Genomic DNA, 23,213 nt, shown 5'->3' with positions numbered 1-23,213 from the left:
TTCAGCCCTTGAGCTGCTCGTACGCCGGGAGCGTCAGGAAGTCGGCGTAGTCCTCGTCGAGGGAGACCGTCAGCAGCAGGTCGTGCGCCTGCTGCCAGTTGCCGGTCGCGAAGGCCTCGTCGCCGATCTCGGCCCTGATGTTCGCGAGTTCCTCGGCGGCGACCTCGCGGGCCAGGTCGGCGGTGACCTGCTCGCCGTTGTCGAGTACGACCTCCGCGTTGATCCACTGCCAGATCTGGGAGCGGGAGATCTCGGCGGTGGCCGCGTCCTCCATCAGGTTGAAGATGGCGACCGCGCCCAGGCCGCGCAGCCAGGCCTCGATGTAACGGATGCCGACCTGCACGGCGTTGACCAGACCCGCGTAGGTGGGCTTGGCGTCGAGGGAGTCGACGGCGATCAGGTCGGCCGCCTTGACGTCGACGTCCTCACGGAGCCGGTCCTTCTGGTTCGGCTTGTCGCCGAGGACCTTGTCGAAGGACTCCATGGCGATCGGCACCAGGTCGGGGTGGGCGACCCAGGAGCCGTCGAAGCCGTCCCCGGCCTCGCGGTCCTTGTCGGCGCGGACCTTCTCGAAGGCGACCTTGTTGACCTCGGCGTCCCGGCGGGACGGGATGAAGGCCGCCATGCCGCCGATGGCGTGGGCTCCGCGCTTGTGGCAGGTGCGGACGAGGAGTTCGGTGTACGCGCGCATGAACGGGGCCGTCATCGTCACCGCGTTGCGGTCCGGCAGGACGAACCTCGCGCCGCCGTCACGGAAGTTCTTGACGATGGAGAACAGGTAGTCCCAGCGGCCGGCGTTCAGCCCGGAGGCGTGGTCGCGCAGTTCGTAGAGGATCTCCTCCATCTCGTACGCGGCGGTGATCGTCTCGATGAGGACGGTCGCGCGGACCGTGCCCTGCGCGATGCCGCAGTACTCCTGCGCGAAGACGAACACCTCGTTCCACAGGCGCGCCTCGAGGTGGGACTCCGTCTTGGGGAGGTAGAAGTACGGGCCCTTGCCGAGGTCCAGCAGGCGCTGGGCGTTGTGGAAGAAGTACAGGCCGAAGTCGACGAGGGCGCCGGGCACCGGGGTGCCGTCGGCGTCGACGAGGTGACGCTCGTTCAGGTGCCAGCCGCGCGGGCGCATGACGACCGTGGCGAGTTCCTCGTTCGCCTTCAGCGCGTACGACTTGCCCGACTTCGGGTCGGTGAAGTCGATGTTCCGGGTGTAGGCGTCGCTCAGGTTCAGCTGGCCGCCGACCACGTTCTCCCAGGTGGGCGCGGAGGCGTCCTCGAAGTCCGCGAGCCACACCTTCGCACCCGAGTTGAGGGCGTTGATGGTCATCTTGCGGTCGGTGGGGCCGGTGATCTCGACCCGGCGGTCGTTCAGCGCGTCCGGGGCCGGGGCGACCCTCCAGGAGTCGTCGGCGCGGATCGCGGCGGTCTCCGGAAGGAAGTCGAGGGTGGAGGTTCGGGCGATCTCGGCGCGGCGCTCGGCGCGGCGGGCGAGGAGTTCGTCACGCCGGGGCGTGAACCGCCGGTGCAGCTCGGCCACGAAGGCGAGCGCCGCTTCGGTGAGGACCTCCTCCTGCCGGGGCAGGGGCTCGGCGTCGACGATGGCCAGCGGGGACGGCGCTGGAGCGGACATGAACGGTCACTTCCTTCAGCGAGCTGTGAAGACGAGCCGGCGTGCTCGGCACCGGGTGCCAGTCTTCCCGAATACGGCGTTCCACGCCCTCGGACCCGTCGGGCGCTTCTGAACAGTGGATACTAGTTTCCTCATGGTGGAAGTTCAATCGTCTGTTGATGTCGAGATTCTCAGGGTCGAGGCAAGGTGGCGCTCCGTGCCACCCCGTTCACTCCAGGTGGGCCAGATCGGCTTCGGTGTCGATGTCGAACGGCCGGGCCACGTCCCCGCACTCGACGAGGGTGATCGCCTGCCGGTGGTCCTTCAGGTAGGCGCGTGCCCCCCGGTCCCCGGTGGCGGTCGCGGCGATGCCCGTCCAGTGGGCGGCACCGAACAGCACCGGGTGGCCGCGCACGCCGTCGTACGCGGCGCAGGCGAGCGTCTCCTCGCCCCCGTACGCCGCGAGGACCCGGGCCACCGCCTCGGGCCCGATCCCGGGCTGGTCCACGAGTGACACCAGGGCGGCCCGGGCGCCCGTGCCGGCCAGCGAGTCGAGCCCGGCGCGCAGCGAACTGCCCATCCCCTGCTCCCAGTCGGGGTTGTCGACCAGGGTGCACCCCGGCAGCGAGGCCCGTGCGCGCACATCGCCGGCCTGTGCGCCGAGGACGACGTGGACGGCCGCGCAGCCGCCCTCCCGCAGCACCCGCACCGCGTGCTCCACCAAGGGCCGTCCCCGGTGCGGGAGCAGCGCCTTGGGCCGTCCGCCGAGCCGCCGCCCGCCACCGGCCGCGAGCAGCAGTCCCGCGACCGCCTGTGCCCCGCCCGTCGTCTCCCGTGTCGTCATGGCTCCTGCATACCGCACGCCCCGTACTGGGGTGCGACGCCGCGAGGCGCGCGTCGGACAGGTGTGCGCCCCGGGCCAGAAAGTCACTCAGCGAAACAAGTCGATGACGCAATGGACTGGCGCCCGGCGGTCCGCGTCGTTTACTGTCGCCCGCACCGACCGGCCGGGCGCCCGACGGCTGCCCGGAGTGGGGGACTTCGTGTCGGACGGACACGCGCACGGCGAGGTGCGAGGGGGAGGACTGTGTTGCGGAGCGTCGAGCAGAAGCGGCAGGGGTCTGAGACCGGCAGTGGCGAGGACCCGCGCGTGACGGAGCTGCGCTCCGCCGTGTCCCGGTTGCGCCGCCGACTGGCCGCCCATCCCGGCGAGTTCGCCGACCGGACCATCGCCGAGGAGGAACTGGCCGCCGTGGCCGCCATGGCCGCCGACGGCCTCCCCGAGATCTCCCGCCTGCGCCGTTCCCTCCTGCTCATCGCGGGCGCGATCGGCTCGGTGAGCGCACTGTCCGCCGAGCTGACGGAGGTCCGGCGGGCGGTGGACCTCTTCGGAGGGCCGGTGCGGGGCCAGGGTTAGGTCGTGTCCGGCGAATCGGCGGGGCGGTCCGCGACGACCAGCCACGACGTGCTGCGCAGCCGGACCGTGCCGTCGGTCGCCTCGTGGTCGCGCAGATGGTCCGTCAGAGTGCGACGGGCACGGGCCCGTGCGATCGTGCCGGCCTGCTCCATGAGATGGCGGCCGGGGCCCGTACCCAGCAGGAACTCCGCCGCGTCCTCGGCTCCGTCTCCCCATGCCCCGTAGGCTTCCGTCCGGTCGACGGTGATGCCCGTGAAGCCGGCCTCGGTGAGGATGTCGCGGATGCGGTCCGGCGCGGCCAGGGAGAACATGCCGGGCAGCCCCGGCTGCCCGAAGTCGCCGACCGGCAGGAAGCCGCGCAGTGCCGCCATCGCCGTCACCCATTCGTTGAGCGCGGCATCGGCCGGGCAGACGAACGCCAGGCGCCCGCCGGGTCGCAGCGCCCGGCCGACGTTGCCGAATGCCGCCACAGGGTCGGCGAAGAACATCACTCCGTAGCGGCTGATCGCCGCGTCGAACGCCCCCGCCTCGAACGGGTGTACCTGCGCGTCGCCTTGTGCGAAGGAGATGTTGGCGATCCCCTCCCGCTCAGTGCGGGACCGGGCCTCGGCCAGCATCGGGCCGGACAGGTCGAGGCCCAGCGCGCTCCCCTGCGGCGCCCGGAGCGCGGCGAGACGCGTGGTCTGCCCGGAGCCGCAGCCGAGGTCGAGAACGCGGTGGTCCCGGTTGATTCCGGCGGCGTCGAGGAGCGGCTCGTCGAAGCCCTCGTTCACGGCGTTCCAGCGGGGCTGGTTGCGGGCCCAGTGGGCTCCTTCGGGGCCGTTCCACGCGTGAGCCTGTTCGGTGTTGACGATGTCTGGCACGGGTGCCTCCTGTGGCGGATGACGGAGAATGGGCGTGTGCCCAAACAGTATGGGCGCGCGCCCATACTGGCAATTCCCCGTTACGATCCAGGGCATGGCGTCCCTTCGAGGGCGGCGGAGGCGGAACGGAAGAGGGGCCCCATGTCACCGCGCGGAGTGGCGACGCCGGACGTACGCGAGCGGCTGTTCGCGGCGGCCGAGCGCGTCGTGGAAAGGGATGGGCCCGGAGCACTCACCAGCCGGTCCGTCACGACCGAGGCGGGCTGCGCCAAGGGGCTGCTGCATGCGCACTTCGCGGGCTTCGATGAGTTCGTGGCCGAGCTCTGCCTCGATCGTTTCGCCCGGACGGCGGCGAAGGCGCAGCACCTGTCGGAGCTCGCCGGACAGGCCACCGTGGCGCAGAACCTCGTTGCCGTCGCCCTGGCTCTGTTCGACTCCGGCGGGCCGGCCATCTCGGGCCTCGCCATGACTCGCCCTGCCGCCGCGTTGCGCGTCCGCGAGGCTCTGGAAGGCGGGGCGCCCGGTTTCACGGCGATCCAGGAGGCCATTACCGGCTACCTGCAGGTCGAGCGGGGGCTCGGCCGGGTGGCAGAGGCCGTCGATCCGTCCACGGTGGCCCTCGCCGTCGTCGGCACCGCCCACCACCTCCTGATGACCGGGTGGCCGGGCACACCCGACCCACGGCCCGCCATGACACGCCTGGTGGCCGCGTTGGTGGACGTCTGATCAGAGGAGAGGCCGAGAACGCGCGTCGGCAACGGTCATGGTGCCGTGAAGGGCGTTCGCCCTCTTGTCGAAACGCGAGGGCGCGGCCCGGAGCGTCCTCGGTCGGCTGATCAACCGCTCCGCCCCACACCGACCCGAACGGTCAGCCGGTTCGACCGTCACGTGGCTGAGCGACAAGCCCGAGGGTGCGCGTCGCCCCGGGCCGGGCCCTGTTGCGCGGGGCTCGGGTCGGCCGGCGCGAGGTGAGGTTCAGGGCGCCCGCCGCGGATGCCGCGCGAGCCGGCGCCTGGATTCACCCCGTTACGCGGGGCTCTGGCTGGCGAGTGCCTCGGACAGTTCCCCCGCGACCTGCTGGAGCACCGGCACGATCTTGTCCGTCAGTGCCTCGGTGACCCGGCCCGCCGGGCCCGAGATGGAGATGGCCGCGGCCGTGGGGGAGTCGGGTACCGGGACCGCCAGGCAGCGCACCCCGATCTCCTGCTCGTTGTCGTCGATGGCGAAGCCCTGCCGGCGCACGTCCTCCAGGGCCGCGAGGAACCCGTCGGGTGTGGTGATCGTCTTCTCCGTCGCGGCGGGCATGCCCGTACGGGAGAGCAGCGCCCGCACCTCCTCGGGCGGGAAGCCGGCGAGCAGGGCCTTGCCGACGCCCGTGGAGTGCGGCAGCACCCGCCGGCCGACCTCCGTGAACATGCGCATCGAGTGCTTCGAGGGCACCTGCGCCACGTAGACGATCTCGTCCCCGTCCAGCAGGGCCATGTTCGCCGTCTCGCCGGTCTCCTCCACCAGACGCGCGAGGTACGGCCGCGCCCAGGTGCCCAGCAGCCGGGAGGCCGACTCGCCGAGGCGGATCAGGCGCGGGCCGAGCGCGTACCGCCGGTTGGGCTGCTGACGGACGTATCCGCAGGCGACCAGTGTGCGCATCAGGCGGTGGATGGTCGGCAGGGGCAGGCCGCTGCTCGCGGACAGCTCGCTCAGGCCGACCTCGCCGCCCGCGTCCGCCATCCGTTCGAGCAGGTCGAAGGCGCGCTCCAGGGACTGGACGCCCCCGTTGGCGGAGGACCGGGCGGAGTCGGTGGTGCTGGCGCTGGACGTCGGCACGGCGCGTTCCTTTCGGGGCGGGCGGGAAGGGCAGAAGCCTACCCGGCAGTCGGTTGACTCCCCGCTTGTACGTAGCTACGTTCTGCGTGCTGGAAGCTTAATTCCGCTTTGTGGAAACGTCCAGGAGTGCTCGCGAAAGGGCGCCGCGGTCAAGTCTGCCCTTGACTGGGCGAAAGAGGGAGTGAAGACTCCTTCAACAGAAAGTTGAATTCCGTTACGCGGAAGTAAGGGGTTCGGGTGTCCGACGCTGAACTGGTGCTGCGCTCGACGCGAGTCATCACCCCCGAAGGAACGCGGGCCGCATCCGTCGCGGTGGCCGACGGCACGATCACGGCCGTCCTCCCCTACGACGCGCCCGTACCGGAGAGCGCCAGCCTCGAGGACCTGGGCGACCACGTCCTGCTGCCCGGCCTGGTCGACACCCACGTGCACGTCAACGACCCGGGCCGCACCGAGTGGGAGGGCTTCTGGACCGCCACCCGCGCCGCGGCGGCCGGTGGCATCACGACCCTCGTCGACATGCCCCTCAACTCCCTCCCGCCGACCACGACCGTCCCGCACCTGCGCACCAAGCAGCAGGTCGCCGCCGACAAGACGCACATCGACGTCGGCTTCTGGGGCGGCGCCCTGCCCGACAACGTCAAGGAACTCCGGCCGCTGCACGAGGCCGGCGTGTTCGGCTTCAAGGCGTTCCTGTCGCCGTCCGGCGTGGACGAGTTCCCGCACCTGGAGCGCGACCCCCTCGCCCGCGCCATGGCCGAGATCGCCGCCTTCGACGGACTGCTCATCGTGCACGCCGAGGACCCCCGCCTCCTGGCCTCCGCCCCGCAGCAGCCGGGCCCGAAGTACGCCGACTTCCTCGCCTCCCGCCCCCGGGACGCCGAGGACACCGCCATCGCCCAGCTCATCCGCGAGGCGAAGGCTCTCGACGCGCGCGTGCACGTCCTGCACCTCTCCTCCAGCGACGCCCTGCCGATGATCGCCGAGGCGCGGGCGGAGGGCGTCCGCATCACCGTGGAGACCTGCCCCCACTACCTGACCCTCACCGCCGAGGAAGTCCCCGACGGCGCGAGCGAGTTCAAGTGCTGCCCGCCCATCCGCGAGGCCGCCAACCAGGACCTGCTCTGGCAGGCGCTCGCCGACGGCACGATCGACTGCGTCGTCACCGACCACTCCCCGTCCACGGCCGACCTGAAGACCGACGACTTCGCGACGGCCTGGGGCGGCATCTCCGGCCTCCAGCTGAGCCTGGCGGCGGTGTGGACCGAGGCGCGCAGGCGCGGGCACGGCCTGGAGGACGTCGTCCGCTGGATGTCCGCGCGCACCTCCGCACTGGTCGGCCTCGACGACCGCAAGGGCGCCATCGCGGTGGGTCGCGACGCCGACTTCGCCGTCCTCGCCCCCGATGAGAGCTTCACCGTCGACCCGGTCGCCCTCCAGCACCGCAACCGCGTCACGGCCTACGCGGGCAAGACCCTGCACGGCGTCGTGAAGTCCACCTGGCTGCGCGGGCAGCGCATCGTCGCGGACGGGGAGTTCACCGAACCGAAGGGGCGACTCCTCACCCGGACCCACTGAAATCCCCTCCCGGACACCCGAAAGGAAGACCTGATCATCGTGACGGCGATCCCCAGCTTCACCGGCGACGCGAACCCCTACGGAGGCGGCGACCCGTACGCGGACTACCGCACCGCCGACTTCCCCTTCACCCAGCACACCGACCTCGCCGACCGGCGCCTCGGCGCCGGTGTCATCGCCGCCAACGACGAGTTCTTCGCCCAGCGCGAGAACCTGCTGGTGCCCGGGCCCGCCGAGTTCGACCCCGAGCACTTCGGGCACAAGGGCAAGATCATGGACGGCTGGGAGACGCGCCGCCGCCGGGGCGCCTCGGCCGGCCACCCCTGGCCTACCGCAGAGGACCACGACTGGGCGCTGGTCCGACTCGGCGCCCCGGGCGTGATCCGCGGGATCGTCGTCGACACCGCCCACTTCCGCGGCAACTACCCGCAGGCCGTGTCCGTCCAGGGCGCCCGCGTCATCGGCTCCCCGTCACCGGAGGAACTCCTCGGGGGCGACGTGAAGTGGACGACCCTCGTCCCGCGCACCCCGGTGGGCGGCCACGCGGCGAACGGGTTCGCCGTCGACGTCGAGCAGTGCTTCACGCACCTGCGGGTCAACCAGCACCCCGACGGCGGCATCGCGCGCCTGCGCGTCCACGGCGAGGTCGTCCCCGACCCGGCGTGGCTGGAGGCGCTCGGCACCTTCGACGTCGTCGCCCTGGAGAACGGCGGCCGGGCCGAGGACGCCTCCAACCGCTTCTACTCGCCCGCCTCCAACACCATCCAGCCGGGCCGCTCCCTCAAGATGGACGACGGCTGGGAGACCCGCCGCCGCCGCGACCAGGGCCACGACTGGATCCGCTACCGGCTGGCCGCCCAGGCGCAGATCCGCGCCCTGGAGATCGACACCGCCTACCTCAAGGGCAACAGCGCCGGCTGGGCGTCGGTGTCGGTGAAGGACGGCGAGGACGGCGACTGGCAGGAGATCCTGCCCCGCACCCGCCTCCAGCCCGACACCAACCACCGCTTCGTCCTCCCGGCCCCGGCGGTCGGTACGCACGCGCGCGTGGACATCTTCCCGGACGGCGGCATCTCCCGGCTCCGCCTGTTCGGCTCCCTGACCCGGGAGGGCACAAGCCGGCTGGCGGCCCGCCACCAGGAGCTGGGCGGCTGATCCGCCCCCGGCCCGACCTGGGAGGCGCACCGGCGGACAACACCGGTGCGCCCTGCGGGTCTCAGCGCGCCACGTGCCCTGCGGGTCTCAGCGCGCCACGTGCCCTGCGGGTCTCGGCGCGCCACGAGTCCAACGGATCTCAGCGCGCCACGCGTCGTGCGGGTCTCAGCGCGCCACGTGCCCTGCGGGTCTCAGCGCGCCACGTGCCCTGCGGGTCTCAGCGCGCCACGAGTCCAACGGATCTCAGCGCGCCACGAGTCGTGCGGGTCTCAGCAGGCCACGCGCCCTGCGGGTCTCAGCAGGCCACGCGCCCCGCGGGTCTCACCGCACCGCGCGTTCCGCGGCCTTACGCCGCGTGCCCACCGTCCACCGAGAACTCCGCCCCGGTCACATACGTCGCCCCCGCCAGGTAGGCGACCATCGAGGCCACCTCGTCCGCCGTCCCGAACCGCCCCAGGGCCGTCATCGCCGCCTGACCGGCCGCGTACGGCCCGTCCGCAGGGTTCATGTCCGTGTCGATCGGTCCGGGAAGGACGAGGTTCGCCGTGATCCCGCGCCCGCCCAGTTCCCGGGCCAGCGCCTTGGTCAGACCGGCCAGGGCCGCCTTGCTCGTCGTGTAGAGCGTCCCGCCGGGCCCCGGCACCCGCTGGGCCATGCAACTGCCGATCGTGATGATCCGCCCGCCCTCGGGCATCCGCGCGGCGGCCGCCTGAGAGGCCAGGAAGACGCCCCGTACGTTGACGCCGAGGACTCGGTCCACGTCCGCGAGCGACAGGGCGTCCAGCGGCCCGAGCACCCCCACGCCCGCGTTGTTGACCAGGATGTCGAGCCCGCCCAGCGCCTCCGCCGCCGCGTCCACCACCCCGGCCGCCTCGGTGACCTGCGCCGCGTCCGCGCGCAGCGCCACCGCCCGGCGCCCCAGCGCCTCCACGGCCCGTACGACGTCCTCGGCCGCCTCCTTGCCGTTGACATAGCCGACCGCCACGTCCGCGCCCTCCCGGGCCAGCCGCACCGCCGTCGCCGCGCCTATGCCACGGCTCCCGCCGGTCACGAGAGCCACCTTGCCGTCCAGAATTCCCTGAGAAGTCATGCGTCCATCCCAGCGGCCGCGCGGCACCGGCGCTGGCGGCGAACGGACGTCGAGGTTCTCCGGGCACGCCGAAGGGTCCCCTGCTCGGAGCACATCCGGAACCTTTCCCTCCGGTTCTTCCGTTCTCCCGTCGTGACACTTCGGCAAGAGATCGTCGGCAACGCCATGCAGATGGTGGTCGTCAGCCTGCAGCCCGGTCGGACGGTGTACTGCGAGGCCGGAAAGTTCCTGTTCAAGACCACGAACGTGACCATGGAGACCCGCCTGGGCGGCCCGTCGGGCAGCGGCGGCGGGCAGCCGCAGCCCGACGGCAGCGGATCCGGCGGCATGGGCGGGCTGCTGCGCCAGGCCATGGGCACCGCCATGCAGGCGGGCCAGCGCGTCCTCGCGGGCGAGTCACCGGCCTTCCAGTACTTCACCACCCGGAGCGGCGAGGGCACCGTCGGCTTCGCGGGCGTGCTCCCGGGGGAGATGCGCGCGCTGGAACTGGACGGCACGCGCGCGTGGTTCGCGGAGAAGGACGCCTTCGTGGCCGCCGAGTCCACCGTCGACTTCGGCATCGCCTTCCAGGGCGGCCGTACCGGCAGGAGCGGTGGCGAGGGCTTCGTGCTGGAGAAGTTCACCGGGCGCGGCACGGTGATCATCGCCGGCGCGGGGAACTTCATCGACCTGAACCCGGCCGACTTCGGCGGCCGCGTCGAGGTCGACACCGGCTGCGTCGTCGCCTTCGAGGAGGGCATCCGGTACGGCGTCCAGCGCGTCGGCGGCCTCAACCGCCAGGGCCTGATGAACGCCGTCTTCGGCGGTGAGGGCCTGTCCCTGGCCACCCTGGAGGGCAATGGCCGCGTCATCCTGCAGTCCCTCACCATCGAGAGTCTCGCCAACGCCCTGAGGAAGGCCCAGGGCGGCGACAAGCAGGGCCCGGCGGGCGGGCTGTTCTCCACGAACGCCCAGTGAGCGGGCGTACGGCCCAGGGGGGAGTCGCGGCGCCGGAAGGTGGGTGAACTCCCCGCGAACCAACGGGGCTTCACAGGAAATTCTCCGGGCTTGTCATTGACATGCCAGCGTCTACGCGCGTCATCATGAACGTCATGATTTTCCCCCCACGCGCCTCGCGGCTCGGCGCAGCAGCCGCCCTCCTGTCCGCCCTCCTCGTCGGCGGAACCGTCTCCGCGACCACGGCCGACGCGGCCCCCACCGCCGTCGGCGACATCTGCTACAGCGACCTGCCGTCCCAGGCCCACGACACGCTCGACCTGATCGAGCGGGGCGGCCCCTACCCGTACGACCAGGACGGCACCGTCTTCCAGAACCGGGAAGGCGTCCTGCCGAGCAAGTCGTCCGGCTACTACCACGAGTACACGGTCATCACCCCGGGCTCCTCCACCCGCGGCGCGCGACGCATCGTCACCGGTGAGCAGAACCAGGAGGACTACTACACGGCCGACCACTACGAGTCGTTCGACCTGGTCGACCACGGCTGCTGATCCCCGACGGGAACCGCGGGCCGGACGTCCGCCGGCACGTCAGACGGACTTCCGGCTCCCGGCCGCGGCGAACAGGGCGACGCCCAGCACGAGCAGCGTGACGCTCGCGTAGATCTCGTAGCCGTCGAGGAACCCGAGACGCTGCACGAGGCCCCAGTTCCAGTCGGTGAACTCCTGCACCAGGCCCGCCACGCCCTGGACCAGGGCGAGGAAGCCGAGAATCTCCAGTACCTGCTTCATGGCCACCAGCCTCGTCCCGCGGATCCCCCACGCACATCGGCCGCGGGACGAGCCCCCCGGGCCGGAAGTCCCCGCTCCGGTGTCACGAACGCACCGAAAGTCTGCGATGCGGCGACTTTGGTCGACGATCCCGCGCGAGGGCGGGTGCACCGGGCCCGCGCTGCGTAGATTTGGCGCTCGTGAGTGGTGACGACGTGGGGCACGCCTCCCCGCTGCCGGCAGGGGAGACGCCCGCGCTGTTCACCGGGCGCAGATGGTTCTTTCCGTCGGCCCTCCTGCACGACCTCGACCCCGACGCCGCACGGGCCGACCGGCGCCCCCGGCGCACCGCCCGCGACTGGGTCGTCGACTTCTCCTGCTTCCTGCTGGCCGTCCTGGTGGGTGCGCTGGCCCTCGACGCCCTCGCCCACAACCCCCGTGTGCCGCACGGCCTGGCCGTCGTCGACCAGGTGATCGGCGCGCTGGCCTGCGCGGCCGTCTGGCTCCGCCGCCGCCGGCCGCTGGGGCTGGCCGTGGCGCTGACCCTCTTCAGCTTCCTCTCGGACACCTCGGGCGGCGCGGGCCTCATCGCCCTGTTCACCCTGGCCGTGCACCGGCCCTTCCGGTACGTGGCCTGGGTGGGCGGCGTCAACGTCGCGCTGGTGCCGTTCTACTACTGGGTGCGCCCCGACCCGGACCTCCCCTACCTGGTGAGCGTTCCGTTCGTCGTGGTGCTCACCGTGGCGACCGTCGGCTGGGGCATGTTCGTCCGGGCCAAGCGGCAGCTCATGGTGAGCCTGAGGGACCGCGCCCGGCGGGCCGAGACCGAGGCGCGACTGCGGGCCGAGCAGGCGCAGCGGCTCGCCCGCGAGGCCATCGCGCGGGAGATGCACGACGTGCTCGCGCACCGGCTGACGCTGCTGAGCGTGCACGCGGGGGCCCTGGAGTTCCGGCCCGACGCGCCCCCGGCACAGACGGCGCGGGCCGCGGGCGTGATCCGGGAGAGCGCGCACGAGGCGCTCCAGGACCTGCGGGAGATCATCGGTGTGCTGCGGGCGGGCGAGCCGGACGACACGGGCCGGCCGCAGCCGACGCTCGCGGCGCTGGACACCCTGGTCGCCGAGTCCCGTGAGGCCGGCATGAAGGTCTCCCTCGACCACCGCGTCGAGGACCCCGCCGGCGTCCCGCCCTCCGTCGGCCGCACCGCCTACCGGATCGCCCAGGAAGGTCTGACCAACGCGCGCAAGCACGCGCCCGGCACGGAGGTCGGGGTGACCGTCACCGGCGCTCGGGGCACCGGCCTCACCGTCCGCGTGCACAATCCGCCGCCCGAGGGGGAGGTGCCGCCCGTCCCCGGCTCCGGGCAGGGCCTGATCGGCCTCACGGAACGGGCGACGCTGGCCGGGGGCCGACTGGAGCACGGGCCCACACCGGAGGGCGGGTTCGAGGTGCGGGCGTGGCTGCCGTGGAGGTGAGCGCGCCTGCTCCCGTCCCAAGCCCCTCCTCCCATCCGGCCCCGCCGCCCGGCCGGGCCGTGATTACGTAGGGCTCATGACTGCGATCAGACTGCTCCTCGTCGACGACGATCCGCTGGTGCGGGCCGGGCTGTCCTTCATGATGGGCGGCGCCGACGACATCGAGATCGTCGGCGAGGCCGCCGACGGTGCCGAGGCGGAGGTCCTCGTCGACCGCACCCGCCCGGACGTCGTGCTCATGGACATCCGGATGCCGACGGTGGACGGTCTCGCGGCGACGGAGCGGCTGCGTGCCCGCAAGGACGCCCCGCAGGTGGTGGTGCTCACCACCTTCCACGCCGACGAGCAGGTGCTGCGCGCGCTGCGTGCCGGAGCCGCCGGGTTCGTCCTGAAGGACACCCCGCCGGCCGAGATCCTCGCGGCCGTGCGCCGGGTGGCCGCCGGAGACCCGGTCCTGTCGCCCACGGTCACCCGCCAGCTGATGCGGCACGCCGCGGGCACCGCCGCCGACACGCGCCGCACCCGCGCGCGGGACCGCCTGACCGTCCTCAACGACCGCGAGCGCGAGGTCGCCGTCGCGGTCGGCCGGGGCCTGGCCAACGCCGAGATCGCCACCTCCCTGTTCATGAGCGTCGCCACGGTGAAGACACACGTCTCGCGCGTCCTGGCCAAGCTCGACCTCAACAACCGGGTGCAGATCGCGCTGCTCGCCTACGACGCGGGGCTCCTGGAGGAGGAGCAGGAAGAGCACTGACCGGCGGGGCGCGCCGTCACGCCCACGCGGGGGAGGCGCAACGGGGGGACGGGCGGCCCCGCTCGCCGTCAGGCGGAGGCCGGGGTGATGCCGCGGGGGGTCGCCGCCCGCCCTTCGTGAGGCGAACTCCAGGGGCCCACCGGGCATCTCGGCATGTCGCCGTCGGGTGAATGCCGGGGGAGCGCTACGGAGGCCTCGGCCCGCTCGCCGTCAGGCGGAGGCCGGGGTGACGCCGCGGGGGATCTCCGCCCGACCTTCGTCAGGCGAACCCCAGGGGCCCACCGGGCATCTCGGCCTGTCGCCGTCGGGTGAATGCCGGGGGAGCGCCACGGAGGCCTCGGACCTCCCGCCGTCACGCCAGCCCCGGGGATGTGCCGCCGGGGATCTCGCCAGGTGTACCGGCCTGCGCTCGCCTCGGCCCTCCCGCCGTCACGCCAGCCCCGGGGACGTGCCGCCGGGGACCTCCGCCAGGTGTACCGGCCTGCGCTCGCGTCGCGAGACTTCGCACGCCTCCGCCACCCGCAGTGCCTGCAGCGCCTCGCGCCCGTCGCAGGGATTGGCCCGCTCGCCGCGGACGACCTCGACGAACGCGTTCAGCTCCGCCTCGTAGGCGGGGCCGAACCGCTCCAGGAAGCCCGTCCAGGGCTTGTCCGCGGCCGGCGGCCCGGTCGGCTCGGTGGACGCGATCGGCGTACGGTCGTCCAGGCCGACCACGATCTGGTCGCGCTCCCCGGCGAGCTCCATGCGCACGTCGTAACCGGCCCCGTTCATCCGGGTCGCGGTGAGGGTGGCCAGCGTGCCGTCGTCCAGGGTGAGGAGCGCGGCCGCGGTGTCGACGTCGCCCGCCTCGCGGAACATCCGGGGACCGGCGTCGGACCCGGCCGCGTAGACGTCCGTGACCTCCCGGCCGGTCACCCAGCGCAGCACGTCGAAGTCGTGGATCAGCGTGTCCCGGTACAGCCCGCCGGACAACGGCAGCCACGCGGCGTCCGGCGGCGCCTGGTCGCTGGTCAGGGCCCGCACGGTGTGCAGGCGCCCCAGCCTGCCGGACCGCACGGCCTCGCGTGCCCCCGTGTAGCCCGCGTCGAAGCGGCGCTGGAAGCCCATCTGGAGAACCGTCCCGGCCGCCTCGACCTCGGCGATGGCGGCCAAGGACCCCGGCAGGTCCAGCGCGATGGGCTTCTCGCAGAACACCGGCAGACCCGAACGTGCTGCCCGACCGATCAGTTCGGCGTGGGCCGATGTCGCCGTCGTGATCACCACGGCGTCCACCCCCCAGCGGAAGATCTCCTCCACGCCGGGTGCCGCCGTCTCGCCCAGCCGGTGCGCCAGTTCCTGGGCCCGTGCGGGGTCCGCGTCCGTGAGGATCAGGGAGCCGACCTCGCGATGCCGACTCAGCGTGTTCGCGTGGATGGTGCCGATGCGGCCCGTACCGATGACGCCGATGCGCATGAAAACAAAGTGCGTGCACAGCCCGCCGCTGTCAATCTGCATGTCCGGACAATCTGACTACACGACTTCCCGTCAACAACGCACGGAGCTACGCTCGGCCCGTGCCGAAACCAGAAGTGGACCCGACCGTGCAGCTCGAGCTGAGCGTGGACCGCAGCTCCCCCGTGCCGTTGTACTTCCAGCTGTCCCAGCAGCTGGAGGCCGCGATCGAGCACGGCACGCTGACCCCCGGCAGCCTGCTGGGCAACGAGATCGAGCTCGCCGCCCGGCTCGGCCTGTCCCGGCCGACCGTCCGCCAGGCCATCCAGTCGCTCGTCGACAAGGGCCTCCTCGTACGCCGCCGCGGCGTGGGCACCCAGGTCGTGCACAGCCAGGTCAAACGACCGCTGGAGCTCAGCAGCCTCTACGACGACCTGGAGGCGGCGGGCCAGCGCCCGGCCACCCGGGTCCTCGTCAACGAGCTGGTCCCCGCCTCCGCCGAGGTCGCCGCGGCACTCGGCGTCGCCGAGAACAGCGACGTCCACCGCGTCGAGCGCCTCCGACTCGCCCACGGCGAGCCCATGGCCCACCTGTGCAACTTCCTGCCCCCCGGCCTCATCGACCTCGACACCGGCCAGCTGGAGACCACCGGGCTCTACCGGCTGATGCGGTCGGCGGGCATCACCCTGCACAGCGCCCGCCAGTCGATCGGCGCCCGGGCGGCGACGACGGAGGAGGCGGACCGGCTGGCGGAGGAGACGGGCGCGCCGCTGCTGACCATGCAACGCGTCACGTTCGACGACACGGGCCGAGCAGTGGAATACGGCACACACACCTACCGCCCGACGCGCTATTCGTTCGAGTTCCAGCTGCTCGTACGGACGTGATGGTCATGCTGATGAGGGGCGCGGGGCTGTACTGATCTGCGGCTCCGCCGCGGGGCGCGACAAGCCCCCACCGGCCCGCACGCGGCGACGATCCGCACCACCCTCTGATCCGCACCCCGCCTCCCCGTGAGGCAGAATCGGCGGCGATGAGCACCTACCGCGACTTCACCGCCCCCATCGGCTCCCGCCGTGCCACCGTGCTCCGCACGGTCGGCACCCGGGAGCGCCGCTCGCACCTGACGGCCCCCCGCGTGCCCACGGTCGGCATCGACATCGGCGGTACGAAGGTGATGGCGGGTGTCGTCGACGCCGACGGCAACATCCTGGAGATGCTCCGCACGGAGACCCCGGACAAGTCCAAGAGCCCCAAGGTCGTCGAGGACACCATCGCCGAGCTGGTTCTGGACCTCTCCGACCGGCACGACGTGCACGCCGTCGGCATCGGTGCGGCCGGCTGGGTGGACGCCGACCGCAACCGCGTGCTGTTCGCCCCCCACCTGTCCTGGCGCAACGAGCCCCTCCGCGACCGCCTCTCGGGCCGGCTCTCCGTCCCCGTCCTGGTGGACAACGACGCCAACACCGCCGCCTGGGCCGAGTGGCGCTTCGGCGCCGGCCGCGGCGAGGACCACCTCGTCATGATCACCCTCGGCACCGGCATCGGCGGCGCGATTCTCGAGGACGGCCAGGTCAAGCGCGGCAAGTACGGTGTCGCGGGCGAGTTCGGCCACATGCAGGTCGTACCCGGCGGCCACCGCTGCCCGTGCGGCAACCGCGGCTGCTGGGAGCAGTACAGCTCCGGGAACGCCCTGGTCCGCGAGGCCCGCGAGCTGGCGGCGGCCGACTCACCGGTGGCCTACGGGATCATCGAGCACGTCAAGGGCAGCATCGGCGACATCACCGGCCCGATGATCACCGAGCTGGCCCGCGAGGGCGACGCCATGTGCATCGAGCTGCTCCAGGACATCGGCCAGTGGCTCGGCGTCGGCATCGCCAACCTGGCCGCCGCCCTCGACCCCTCCTGCTTCGTGATCGGCGGCGGTGTCTCGGCCGCCGACGACCTGCTGATCGGCCCGGCCCGGGACGCCTTCAAGCGGCACCTCACCGGCCGCGGCTACCGCCCCGAGGCCCGCATCGTCCGGGCCCAGCTCGGCCCCGAGGCCGGCATGGTCGGAGCCGCCGACCTCGCCCGGCTGGTCGCCCGCCGCTTCCGCCGCGCCAAGCGCCGCCGCGTGGAGCGCTACGAGCGCTACGAGCGGTACACGCAGTCGCTCCGCAGTACCCAGGAGACGCCGTGACCGCCTCCCTGCCCCACCAGGGCCCCTGGCCCGACGAGCCGGACCGTCCGGTCGAGGACCATCGCCACATGATCCGCCGCAGGTCCCTCACCCTGCTGATCATCGTGCTGCTCATCGGCATCCCGGCCGGCTACCTGGTGATCTCCGCGAACCAGAGCCGCGACAGCGGCAAGGACAAGGAGGCGAAGTACTCGGCGACCGGCCTGACCGCAGGATGGCCCTCCAAGCTCCAGCGCCGGATCTACCAGGTGCCCGTCCCGCACCCCGCCTGGCACGTGGCGTACTACGAGACCAACAACTGGAAGACCAGCCGCCTCTACACCCAGTTCGAGACCAACGCGGCAGGCCTGGACGCCTATCTGACCGGCCTGGGTGTGACCCGGAAGGACCTGAAACAGGGCGACATCACCATCGGTGCCCGCGACCGGAAGATCACCGGCTGGAAGTTCGCCACGACCGACTCCTGGTACGGCTTCGTGCACCGGCAGGAGAACCCGGCGCCCACCCACGACGTGGTCGTCGACCTGTCCAACCCGGCGTACCCCTGGGTGTACGTCGTCGCCCGGACCGTGCCCTGACCGGGCCGCCGAGGCCGATTGTCAGACCCCGCCCGTAGAGTCGGAGACAACTGATCCGACACGCGGGGCGGGAGGTGGCAGAACGTATGGGAGACACGGCTCCGATGGCCGAGCGGGCGGGGGAGGCGACGGTCCCGGTCCGGCTCCCGGCCGTCTTCCTCCCCGCGCCCCTCCCGCGTCAGGGGCGCATCGCCTTCTGGGACCCCGAGGGTGAGCCCCTGCCTCCCCCACCATCCGGGGACGCCGAGGAAACCGAGCACCCCGCGGTGAGCGAGCTGACCGTCGTGCGACGGCACGGCGCCACCGGCGTCCGGCGGCGCACCACCCCCGCGCTGACCCTCCCGGTCGACGCCGCCCTGCCGCTCCTCGTCCGCGCCCGGCACGACCCCGCGGCCCACCCCGCCACGGCCTGCTGGGGCGCGGCCGCCCTGCACGCCCTGCGGCTCACCGCCCGCGGCCGGCTGCTGCCCGGCCTGACCGCCACGGGCCACGACGCCTGGCGCGCGGGCCCCCTCGACCCGGACGACATCGCGCACCTGCGCGCGGTGGCCGCCGCCCTGCCCTACGAGGGGCACGCCGTGCCCCTGCCCGGCCCCGGCCCGATCCGCCTCCCCGAACCGGAAGCGCTGGTGCGGGCGTTCCTCGACGCCGTCGCCGACACCCTGCCCCGCACCCCTGCCGCGCCCCACACCTCCGGCCGGCCCTTCGCGGCCCGAGAGGCCCAGCATCTGCCCACCGCCCACGACTGGGCCGCCGAAGTCGCCGTCGGCATGGACGCCGGCGTGCGGATCTCGCTCCGCCTGGACCTGTCGGCCTACGACCTGTTCGACGGCGCGTCCGACGACGGTGCCCGCAGCGCCGGCGCCGCCATCGTCCAGGTGCACAGCCTCGCCGACCCTACCCTCGTGGCCGACGCGGCGGCCCTGTGGGCGGGCGCGGCCGACGACGCCTTCGGTCCCCGCGCGCGTGTGGACGCGGCCCTCGCCGTCCGCCGTGCGGCCCGTGTCTGGCCCCCGCTCGACCGGCTCGCCGACCAGGGCGCGCCCGATGCGCTGGCCCTGACGGAGGACGAGCTGAGCGACCTGCTCGGTGTCGCGGCGACCCGGCTCGCCGCGGCCGGGGTCGCCGTGCACTGGCCGCGCGACCTCGCGCAGGACCTGTCCGCCGCGGCGGTGGTCCGCCCGGCCCCCGGTTCGGCGACCGACGGCACCGGCTTCTTCGAGAGCGAGGACCTCCTCCAGTTCCGCTGGCAACTGGCGCTCGGCGGCGACCCGCTCACCGACACCGAGATGGACGCCCTCGCCGAGGCCCACCGCCCGGTCGTCCGGCTGCGCGACCAGTGGGTGCTGGTCGACCCGGCGCTGGTGCGCAAGGCCCGCAAGCGGGACCTGGGCCTGCTCGACCCCGTCGACGCGCTGTCCGTCGCCCTCACCGGCACGGCCGACGTGGACGGCGAGACGGTCCAGGCCGTGCCGGCCGGCGCGCTGGCCGCCCTGCGCGACCGCCTGACCGCGGGAATCCGCCCGGCCGCACCGCCTCCAGGCCTGCACGCCACCCTCCGGGACTACCAGCTGCGGGGCCTGGCCTGGCTCGAGCTGATGACCTCCCTCGGCCTCGGCGGCTGCCTCGCCGACGACATGGGCCTCGGCAAGACCATCACCCTCATCGCCCTGCACCTGAAGCGGGCACGCGGCGAACCCACCCTCGTCGTGTGCCCGGCCTCCCTGCTGGGCAACTGGCAGCGGGAGATCACCCGCTTCGCCCCCGGCGTGCCCGTCCGCCGCTTCCACGGCCCCGACCGCAGTCTCGACGGCCTGGAGGGCGGCTTCGTCCTCACCACGTACGGCACCATGCGCTCGGCGGCCCCGGCCCTGGCCGAGCGAGCCTGGGGGATGGTCGTGGCCGACGAGGCTCAGCACGTCAAGAACCCCTACTCCGCCACCGCCAAGGCGCTGCGCACCATCCCGGCCCCCGCGCGCGTGGCCCTGACCGGCACGCCCGTCGAGAACAACCTCTCGGAGCTGTGGGCCCTGCTCGACTGGACCACCCCGGGCCTCCTCGGCCCCCTGAAGTCCTTCCGCGCCCGGCACGCGCGCGCCGTGGAGAACGGCGAGGACGAGGAGGCGGTGGAGCGCCTGGCCCGCCTGGTGCGGCCGTTCCTGCTGCGCCGCAAGAAGTCCGACCCGGGCATCGTGCCCGAGCTGCCGCCCAAGACGGAGACCGACCACCCGGTGCCCCTCACCCGCGAACAGGCCGCGCTGTACGAGGCGGTGGTCCGCGAGTCGATGCTCGCCATCGAGACGGCCGAGGGCATGCCCCGCCGCGGCCTCGTGCTGAAGCTCCTCACATCGCTGAAGCAGATCTGCGACCACCCGGCGCTGTTCCTCAAGGAGGAGCACACCGAGGCCGCCGGCGACCGGCTGGCCGCCCGCTCCGGCAAACTCGCCCTGCTGGACGAGCTGCTGGACACGCTGCTCGCCGAGGACGGCTCCGCCCTGGTCTTCACCCAGTACGTCGGGATGGCCCGTTTGATCACCTCCCACCTGGCCACCCGGGCCGTCCCGGTCGACCTCCTCCACGGCGGTACGCCGGTCCCCGAGCGGGAGCGCATGGTGGACCGCTTCCAGGCCGGTTCGACGCCGGTCCTGGTGCTGTCGCTCAAGGCGGCCGGCACCGGCCTCAACCTCACCCGGGCGGGTCATGTCGTGCACTTCGACCGCTGGTGGAACCCGGCCGTCGAGGAGCAGGCGACCGACCGCGCCTACCGGATCGGCCAGACCCAGCCGGTGCAGGTCCACCGCCTCATCACCGAGGGCACCGTCGAGGACCGCATCGCCGAGATGCTCCAGTCCAAGCGGGCCCTGGCCGACGCGATCCTGGGCTCCGGCGAGTCCTCCCTCACGGAACTGACGGACCGGGAGCTGTCCGACCTGGTGTCCCTGCGGAGGTCGTCATGACCCCCCGCCCGCGCTGCGCGCCGTCCGCCCTGCCGTCCCCGCGGAGTACGTCATGAGTGCGCGCCCGTCCGACGAGGCCCGACGTGCCCTGCGCGAGGCCCGGGAGCGGGCGGCCCAGGACTCCGCTCCGGCCCCGGCCGCCCACCCGGAGCCGCCGTCCCCGGCCGGGGGAGCGGCGGAGCAGGGGGAGCCCAGGCCGGCAGACGTGGCACGCGAGGCACTGCGAAGGGCGGTGTCCGAGCAGCGGGGGAGTGCGCCGGCGGACGCCGATGCCTTCGAGTCCGCCGGTTCCTCCGGGGCTGCCGGGGCGCCAGGGAACGCCGGTGGTTCCGAGGGGCACGGTGGGCGGGCGGACGACGCTGCGCCTGGGGCAGTCGGTGGTTTCGGAGTGGCCGCCGGCGGGCGGGAGGACGGCGGCGCGCCGGCGGGCGCCAGTGCCGTCGAAGGCTCCGGCGGGCAGGAGGGGAGGACTGGCCCCGAGGCGGACGGTGGTGGTCCGGAGGTCGCCCGGGCGCCCCGGGCCGGCAGGCAGCCCGAGGGCCTCCCGGCGGCCGTGACGCCGGAGCCGCAGGCATCCGGTGACCCGCGGACGAGCACTCCGGAGGCCACTTCGACCGTCTCTGCGCCATCCTCCGGCCGGGCGGAGGCCGGACGGCGGGCTGCGGACGTGGCGCGTGAGGCGCTGCGCGCGGCACGGGACGACGCGCGGCGGGCCCGGGAGGAGACCGAGCGTGAAGGTGCCCGCCGCAGGCGCCGGGCCCGGCAGAGAGCCGTGGACGACAGAGCGGCGGCTCTGCGACGGGCGGGTGCGGACGCCCCTGGCCGGGGTGTGCGGGACGTGGGGGAGCTGCTGTCCGGCGCATTCCTGATGCCGGACCTACGGGACACGGCCTCCGACGACGACCATGAACCGACCGCCGGGCGGTCCGGCCGGCCCACCCGCATGACCGACCTGCCGCACGGCGACGCCGACCGAGCCGCGGGGAGGCCGCGGATCGGGGACGGCCGGACCGCGCCGCCCCGGGAGACACCCGACGCCCGAGGTCCGAGGCCCCGGACCGAGCCCGCCCCGCCCGAGTCGGGCGACTCGACATCCCGTGATCCGGGCTCGGACCCGCCCATCGACGACTGGGCATCCCGCCCCACCGACGACTGGGCGCCCCGTGACGCGGACTCGGCCCCGCACTCCGGCGACCCCTCTCCTGCGAGCTCCGCACCGGTCGCCTCCGCGCCCGCCCCCGTCCCGCCCACCTCCTCGGCCTCCCGCGCCCCCCGGCCCTCCCGCTCCATGGCCGCCCCGACGCGCGACCACGAACTCCGCCGCACCTTCCCGCCTCTCCCACCCCGGGACGGCGACCGCTTCGCCGAGAGCTGGTGGGGAAACGCCTGGGTCGAGGCGCTGGAACAGGGCGCGCTGGACGTGAAGCGGCTGGAGCGCGGGCGGGGATACGCGGCACAGGGTCACGTCGACGCCATCACCGTGACGCCCGGACTGGTGCTTGCCTACGTCCAGGGCAGCCGCCCCCGCCCGTACCGCGTCCAGGTACACCTGCGCACGCTCGACGACACCGACTGGGACCGGTTCCTGGACGCCGCCGCAGACCGCCCCGGGCACATCGCGGCGCTGCTCGACAAGGAAATGCCCCAGTCGCTCGCGGAGTGCGGTGTGCCGCTGCTGCCCGGCCCCGGTGACCTGGAGCCCCGGTGCAGCTGCCCCGACCGCGGTCACCCCTGCAAGCACGCGGCCGCCCTCTGCTACCAGACCGCCCGGCTGCTCGACGCCGATCCCTTCGTCCTGCTCCTGCTGCGCGGCCGGGGCGAGCGGGAGCTGCTCGACGCGCTGTCCCGGCTGAGTGCCACCCGCGCCGCGCGCGCCGCGCAGGACAAGGGCCCGGCCCCCCTGCCCGGCGTGCGGGCCGCCGAGGTCCTCGCCGCGCACGCCCTCCCGCCCCTCCCCGCCCCACTGCCTCCCCTCGCGCATCCCGAGCAGCCCCCGGCCTACCCGGCGGCCCCCGGTGGCCCGGACCCCTTCGCGCTGGACCAGCTGGCCACGGACGCCGCCGCCCGCGCCCACGCCCTGCTCGGCACCGGCCGGGACCCGGTCGGGCAGCTGACCTTCTGGCAGGACGCGGTCCGCCTGGCCGCCGCACGCCCCGGGGCGGGACTCACCGCCGGTAGCCGGGCGCTGTACGCGTCCCTCGCCTCCGCGGCGGGCCGCACCACGTCGGAACTGGCCCGTGCGGTGGCCGCCTGGCGTCAGGGCGGACCGGAGGGCCTCGCCGTACTGGAAGAGCCCTGGGACCCGCCCGCCGGCCGGTTCGACCGGGCCAGGCCGCTGCTCCTCGCCGCCGACCTGCCCGCCTTCCGGCCCTGGCGCAACCACCTGACCCACCCCCAGGGCCACATCCAGCTCCGTCTCGGCCGCGACGGCCTGTGGTACGCCTACGAGTCCGAGCCGGGCCAGGACGACTGGTGGCCGCGAGGCACCCCGGACCTGGACCCGGTCGGCGCCCTCACCGGCCTCGGCCTGCCCGGCGACCTCTGAGGGCACGCGCAGGAGCCGTCTGGTTGCCTCGCCCCTTCGCTGCCGTCGTCGT

Annotated in this window: 20 protein-coding genes; 13 read left to right on the top strand and 7 right to left on the bottom strand. The window is 73.4% G+C overall.

What is annotated here, in order from left to right; all coding sequences use genetic code 11:
- Position 1 precedes the first annotated feature (1 nt).
- Positions 2-1,627, bottom strand: a complete 1,626-nt coding sequence (aceB, locus tag ABTX60_RS37055) for a malate synthase A (RefSeq protein ID WP_352101382.1) — start codon at positions 1,625-1,627, stop codon at positions 2-4.
- A gap of 208 nt (positions 1,628-1,835) precedes the next feature.
- Positions 1,836-2,450 (bottom strand): nucleotidyltransferase family protein, encoded by a 615-nt coding sequence (locus ABTX60_RS37050; RefSeq protein ID WP_352101381.1) that lies wholly within the window; start codon positions 2,448-2,450, stop codon positions 1,836-1,838.
- A 243-nt stretch (positions 2,451-2,693) separates the two neighbouring features.
- On the opposite strand from ABTX60_RS37050, the gene ABTX60_RS37045 reads away from it, so the two are divergent.
- The gene (locus ABTX60_RS37045; RefSeq protein ID WP_352101380.1) at positions 2,694-3,023 is read left to right on the top strand and encodes a DUF5955 family protein; all 330 of its coding nucleotides are present in this window, start codon (positions 2,694-2,696) and stop codon (positions 3,021-3,023) included.
- On the opposite strand, the gene ABTX60_RS37040 is transcribed toward ABTX60_RS37045, so the two are convergent.
- On the bottom strand, positions 3,020-3,886 hold the full coding sequence (locus ABTX60_RS37040; RefSeq protein ID WP_352101379.1) for a class I SAM-dependent methyltransferase: 867 nt from the start codon (positions 3,884-3,886) through the stop codon (positions 3,020-3,022). The two genes, ABTX60_RS37045 and ABTX60_RS37040, sit on opposite strands and share 4 nt — an antisense overlap.
- A gap of 141 nt (positions 3,887-4,027) precedes the next feature.
- On the opposite strand from ABTX60_RS37040, the gene ABTX60_RS37035 reads away from it, so the two are divergent.
- Positions 4,028-4,612 (top strand): TetR/AcrR family transcriptional regulator, encoded by a 585-nt coding sequence (locus ABTX60_RS37035; protein ID WP_352101378.1) that lies wholly within the window; start codon positions 4,028-4,030, stop codon positions 4,610-4,612.
- A gap of 300 nt (positions 4,613-4,912) precedes the next feature.
- Here the strand turns inward: ABTX60_RS37035 and ABTX60_RS37030 are convergent, their stop codons facing one another.
- Positions 4,913-5,710 carry an IclR family transcriptional regulator gene (locus tag ABTX60_RS37030; RefSeq protein ID WP_352101377.1) on the bottom strand — a complete coding sequence of 266 codons (798 nt, stop codon included), beginning with the start codon at positions 5,708-5,710 and terminating at the stop codon, positions 4,913-4,915.
- 237 nt (positions 5,711-5,947) lie between these two features.
- On the opposite strand from ABTX60_RS37030, the gene allB reads away from it, so the two are divergent.
- Positions 5,948-7,288, top strand: a complete 1,341-nt coding sequence (allB, locus tag ABTX60_RS37025; RefSeq protein WP_352101376.1) for an allantoinase AllB — start codon at positions 5,948-5,950, stop codon at positions 7,286-7,288.
- A 39-nt stretch (positions 7,289-7,327) separates the two neighbouring features.
- Positions 7,328-8,443 (top strand): allantoicase, encoded by a 1,116-nt coding sequence (gene alc / locus ABTX60_RS37020; protein WP_352101375.1) that lies wholly within the window; start codon positions 7,328-7,330, stop codon positions 8,441-8,443.
- Positions 8,444-8,789: 346 nt separating this feature from the next.
- Here the strand turns inward: alc and ABTX60_RS37015 are convergent, their stop codons facing one another.
- Positions 8,790-9,533, bottom strand: a complete 744-nt coding sequence (locus tag ABTX60_RS37015; RefSeq protein WP_352101374.1) for an SDR family oxidoreductase — start codon at positions 9,531-9,533, stop codon at positions 8,790-8,792.
- Positions 9,534-9,665: 132 nt separating this feature from the next.
- Here ABTX60_RS37015 and ABTX60_RS37010 point away from each other — a divergent pair, with 132 nt between their 5' ends.
- Both ABTX60_RS37010 and ABTX60_RS37005 read left to right on the top strand, forming a co-directional pair.
- Positions 9,666-10,490 (top strand): AIM24 family protein, encoded by an 825-nt coding sequence (locus tag ABTX60_RS37010; RefSeq protein ID WP_352101373.1) that lies wholly within the window; start codon positions 9,666-9,668, stop codon positions 10,488-10,490.
- Positions 10,491-10,624: 134 nt separating this feature from the next.
- Positions 10,625-11,020, top strand: a complete 396-nt coding sequence (locus tag ABTX60_RS37005; RefSeq protein WP_352101372.1) for a ribonuclease — start codon at positions 10,625-10,627, stop codon at positions 11,018-11,020.
- Positions 11,021-11,059: 39 nt separating this feature from the next.
- Here the strand turns inward: ABTX60_RS37005 and ABTX60_RS37000 are convergent, their stop codons facing one another.
- Positions 11,060-11,260 (bottom strand): hypothetical protein, encoded by a 201-nt coding sequence (locus tag ABTX60_RS37000; RefSeq protein WP_352101371.1) that lies wholly within the window; start codon positions 11,258-11,260, stop codon positions 11,060-11,062.
- Positions 11,261-11,439: 179 nt separating this feature from the next.
- On the opposite strand from ABTX60_RS37000, the gene ABTX60_RS36995 reads away from it, so the two are divergent.
- Positions 11,440-12,714: a sensor histidine kinase gene (locus tag ABTX60_RS36995; RefSeq protein ID WP_502992469.1), complete on the top strand. Its 1,275-nt coding sequence runs from the start codon at positions 11,440-11,442 to the stop codon at positions 12,712-12,714.
- A gap of 76 nt (positions 12,715-12,790) precedes the next feature.
- Positions 12,791-13,468 (top strand): response regulator transcription factor, encoded by a 678-nt coding sequence (locus ABTX60_RS36990; protein WP_352101370.1) that lies wholly within the window; start codon positions 12,791-12,793, stop codon positions 13,466-13,468.
- 429 nt (positions 13,469-13,897) lie between these two features.
- Here ABTX60_RS36990 and ABTX60_RS36985 read toward each other — a convergent pair whose 3' ends face one another.
- On the bottom strand, positions 13,898-14,920 hold the full coding sequence (locus tag ABTX60_RS36985) for a Gfo/Idh/MocA family protein (protein ID WP_352101403.1): 1,023 nt from the start codon (positions 14,918-14,920) through the stop codon (positions 13,898-13,900).
- A gap of 128 nt (positions 14,921-15,048) precedes the next feature.
- Here ABTX60_RS36985 and ABTX60_RS36980 point away from each other — a divergent pair, with 128 nt between their 5' ends.
- From ABTX60_RS36980 to ABTX60_RS36960, 5 genes are all read left to right on the top strand, one after another.
- Complete coding sequence (locus ABTX60_RS36980) at positions 15,049-15,786, top strand: GntR family transcriptional regulator (protein WP_352101402.1); 738 nt, start codon at positions 15,049-15,051, stop codon at positions 15,784-15,786.
- Positions 15,787-15,932: 146 nt separating this feature from the next.
- The gene (locus ABTX60_RS36975; RefSeq protein WP_352101369.1) at positions 15,933-17,081 is read left to right on the top strand and encodes an ROK family glucokinase; all 1,149 of its coding nucleotides are present in this window, start codon (positions 15,933-15,935) and stop codon (positions 17,079-17,081) included.
- Positions 17,078-17,659 carry a sugar kinase gene (locus ABTX60_RS36970; RefSeq protein ID WP_352101368.1) on the top strand — a complete coding sequence of 194 codons (582 nt, stop codon included), beginning with the start codon at positions 17,078-17,080 and terminating at the stop codon, positions 17,657-17,659. Before ABTX60_RS36975 ends, ABTX60_RS36970 begins: the two co-directional genes overlap by 4 nt.
- An 86-nt stretch (positions 17,660-17,745) precedes the next feature.
- Complete coding sequence (locus ABTX60_RS36965) at positions 17,746-20,616, top strand: SCO1167/SCO6262 family helicase (RefSeq protein WP_352101366.1); 2,871 nt, start codon at positions 17,746-17,748, stop codon at positions 20,614-20,616.
- A gap of 52 nt (positions 20,617-20,668) precedes the next feature.
- Positions 20,669-23,161, top strand: coding sequence for an SWIM zinc finger family protein (locus tag ABTX60_RS36960; protein WP_352101365.1), 2,493 nt, complete (start codon positions 20,669-20,671; stop codon positions 23,159-23,161).
- Positions 23,162-23,213 lie beyond the last annotated feature (52 nt).

This window comes from Streptomyces sp. NPDC126510, from assembly GCF_040302345.1.
Classification (GTDB): Bacteria; Actinomycetota; Actinomycetes; order Streptomycetales; family Streptomycetaceae; genus Streptomyces.
Note: the sequence above shows the minus strand (reverse complement) of the source record. Positions and strands in the feature narration are given on the sequence as shown.

Coding starts and splice junctions, on each gene's coding strand:
- ABTX60_RS36990 (WP_352101370.1), top strand. CDS start 12,791: ATGACTGCGATCAGACTGCTCCTCGTCGACGACGATCCGCTGGTGCGG.
- ABTX60_RS37005 (WP_352101372.1), top strand. CDS start 10,625: ATGATTTTCCCCCCACGCGCCTCGCGGCTCGGCGCAGCAGCCGCCCTC.
- ABTX60_RS36965 (WP_352101366.1), top strand. CDS start 17,746: ATGGGAGACACGGCTCCGATGGCCGAGCGGGCGGGGGAGGCGACGGTC.
- ABTX60_RS37035 (WP_352101378.1), top strand. CDS start 4,028: ATGTCACCGCGCGGAGTGGCGACGCCGGACGTACGCGAGCGGCTGTTC.
- ABTX60_RS37015 (WP_352101374.1), bottom strand. CDS start 9,533: ATGACTTCTCAGGGAATTCTGGACGGCAAGGTGGCTCTCGTGACCGGC.
- ABTX60_RS36960 (WP_352101365.1), top strand. CDS start 20,669: ATGAGTGCGCGCCCGTCCGACGAGGCCCGACGTGCCCTGCGCGAGGCC.
- ABTX60_RS37050 (WP_352101381.1), bottom strand. CDS start 2,450: ATGACGACACGGGAGACGACGGGCGGGGCACAGGCGGTCGCGGGACTG.
- ABTX60_RS37000 (WP_352101371.1), bottom strand. CDS start 11,260: ATGAAGCAGGTACTGGAGATTCTCGGCTTCCTCGCCCTGGTCCAGGGC.
- aceB (WP_352101382.1), bottom strand. CDS start 1,627: ATGTCCGCTCCAGCGCCGTCCCCGCTGGCCATCGTCGACGCCGAGCCC.
- ABTX60_RS36975 (WP_352101369.1), top strand. CDS start 15,933: ATGAGCACCTACCGCGACTTCACCGCCCCCATCGGCTCCCGCCGTGCC.
- ABTX60_RS36985 (WP_352101403.1), bottom strand. CDS start 14,920: ATGCGCATCGGCGTCATCGGTACGGGCCGCATCGGCACCATCCACGCG.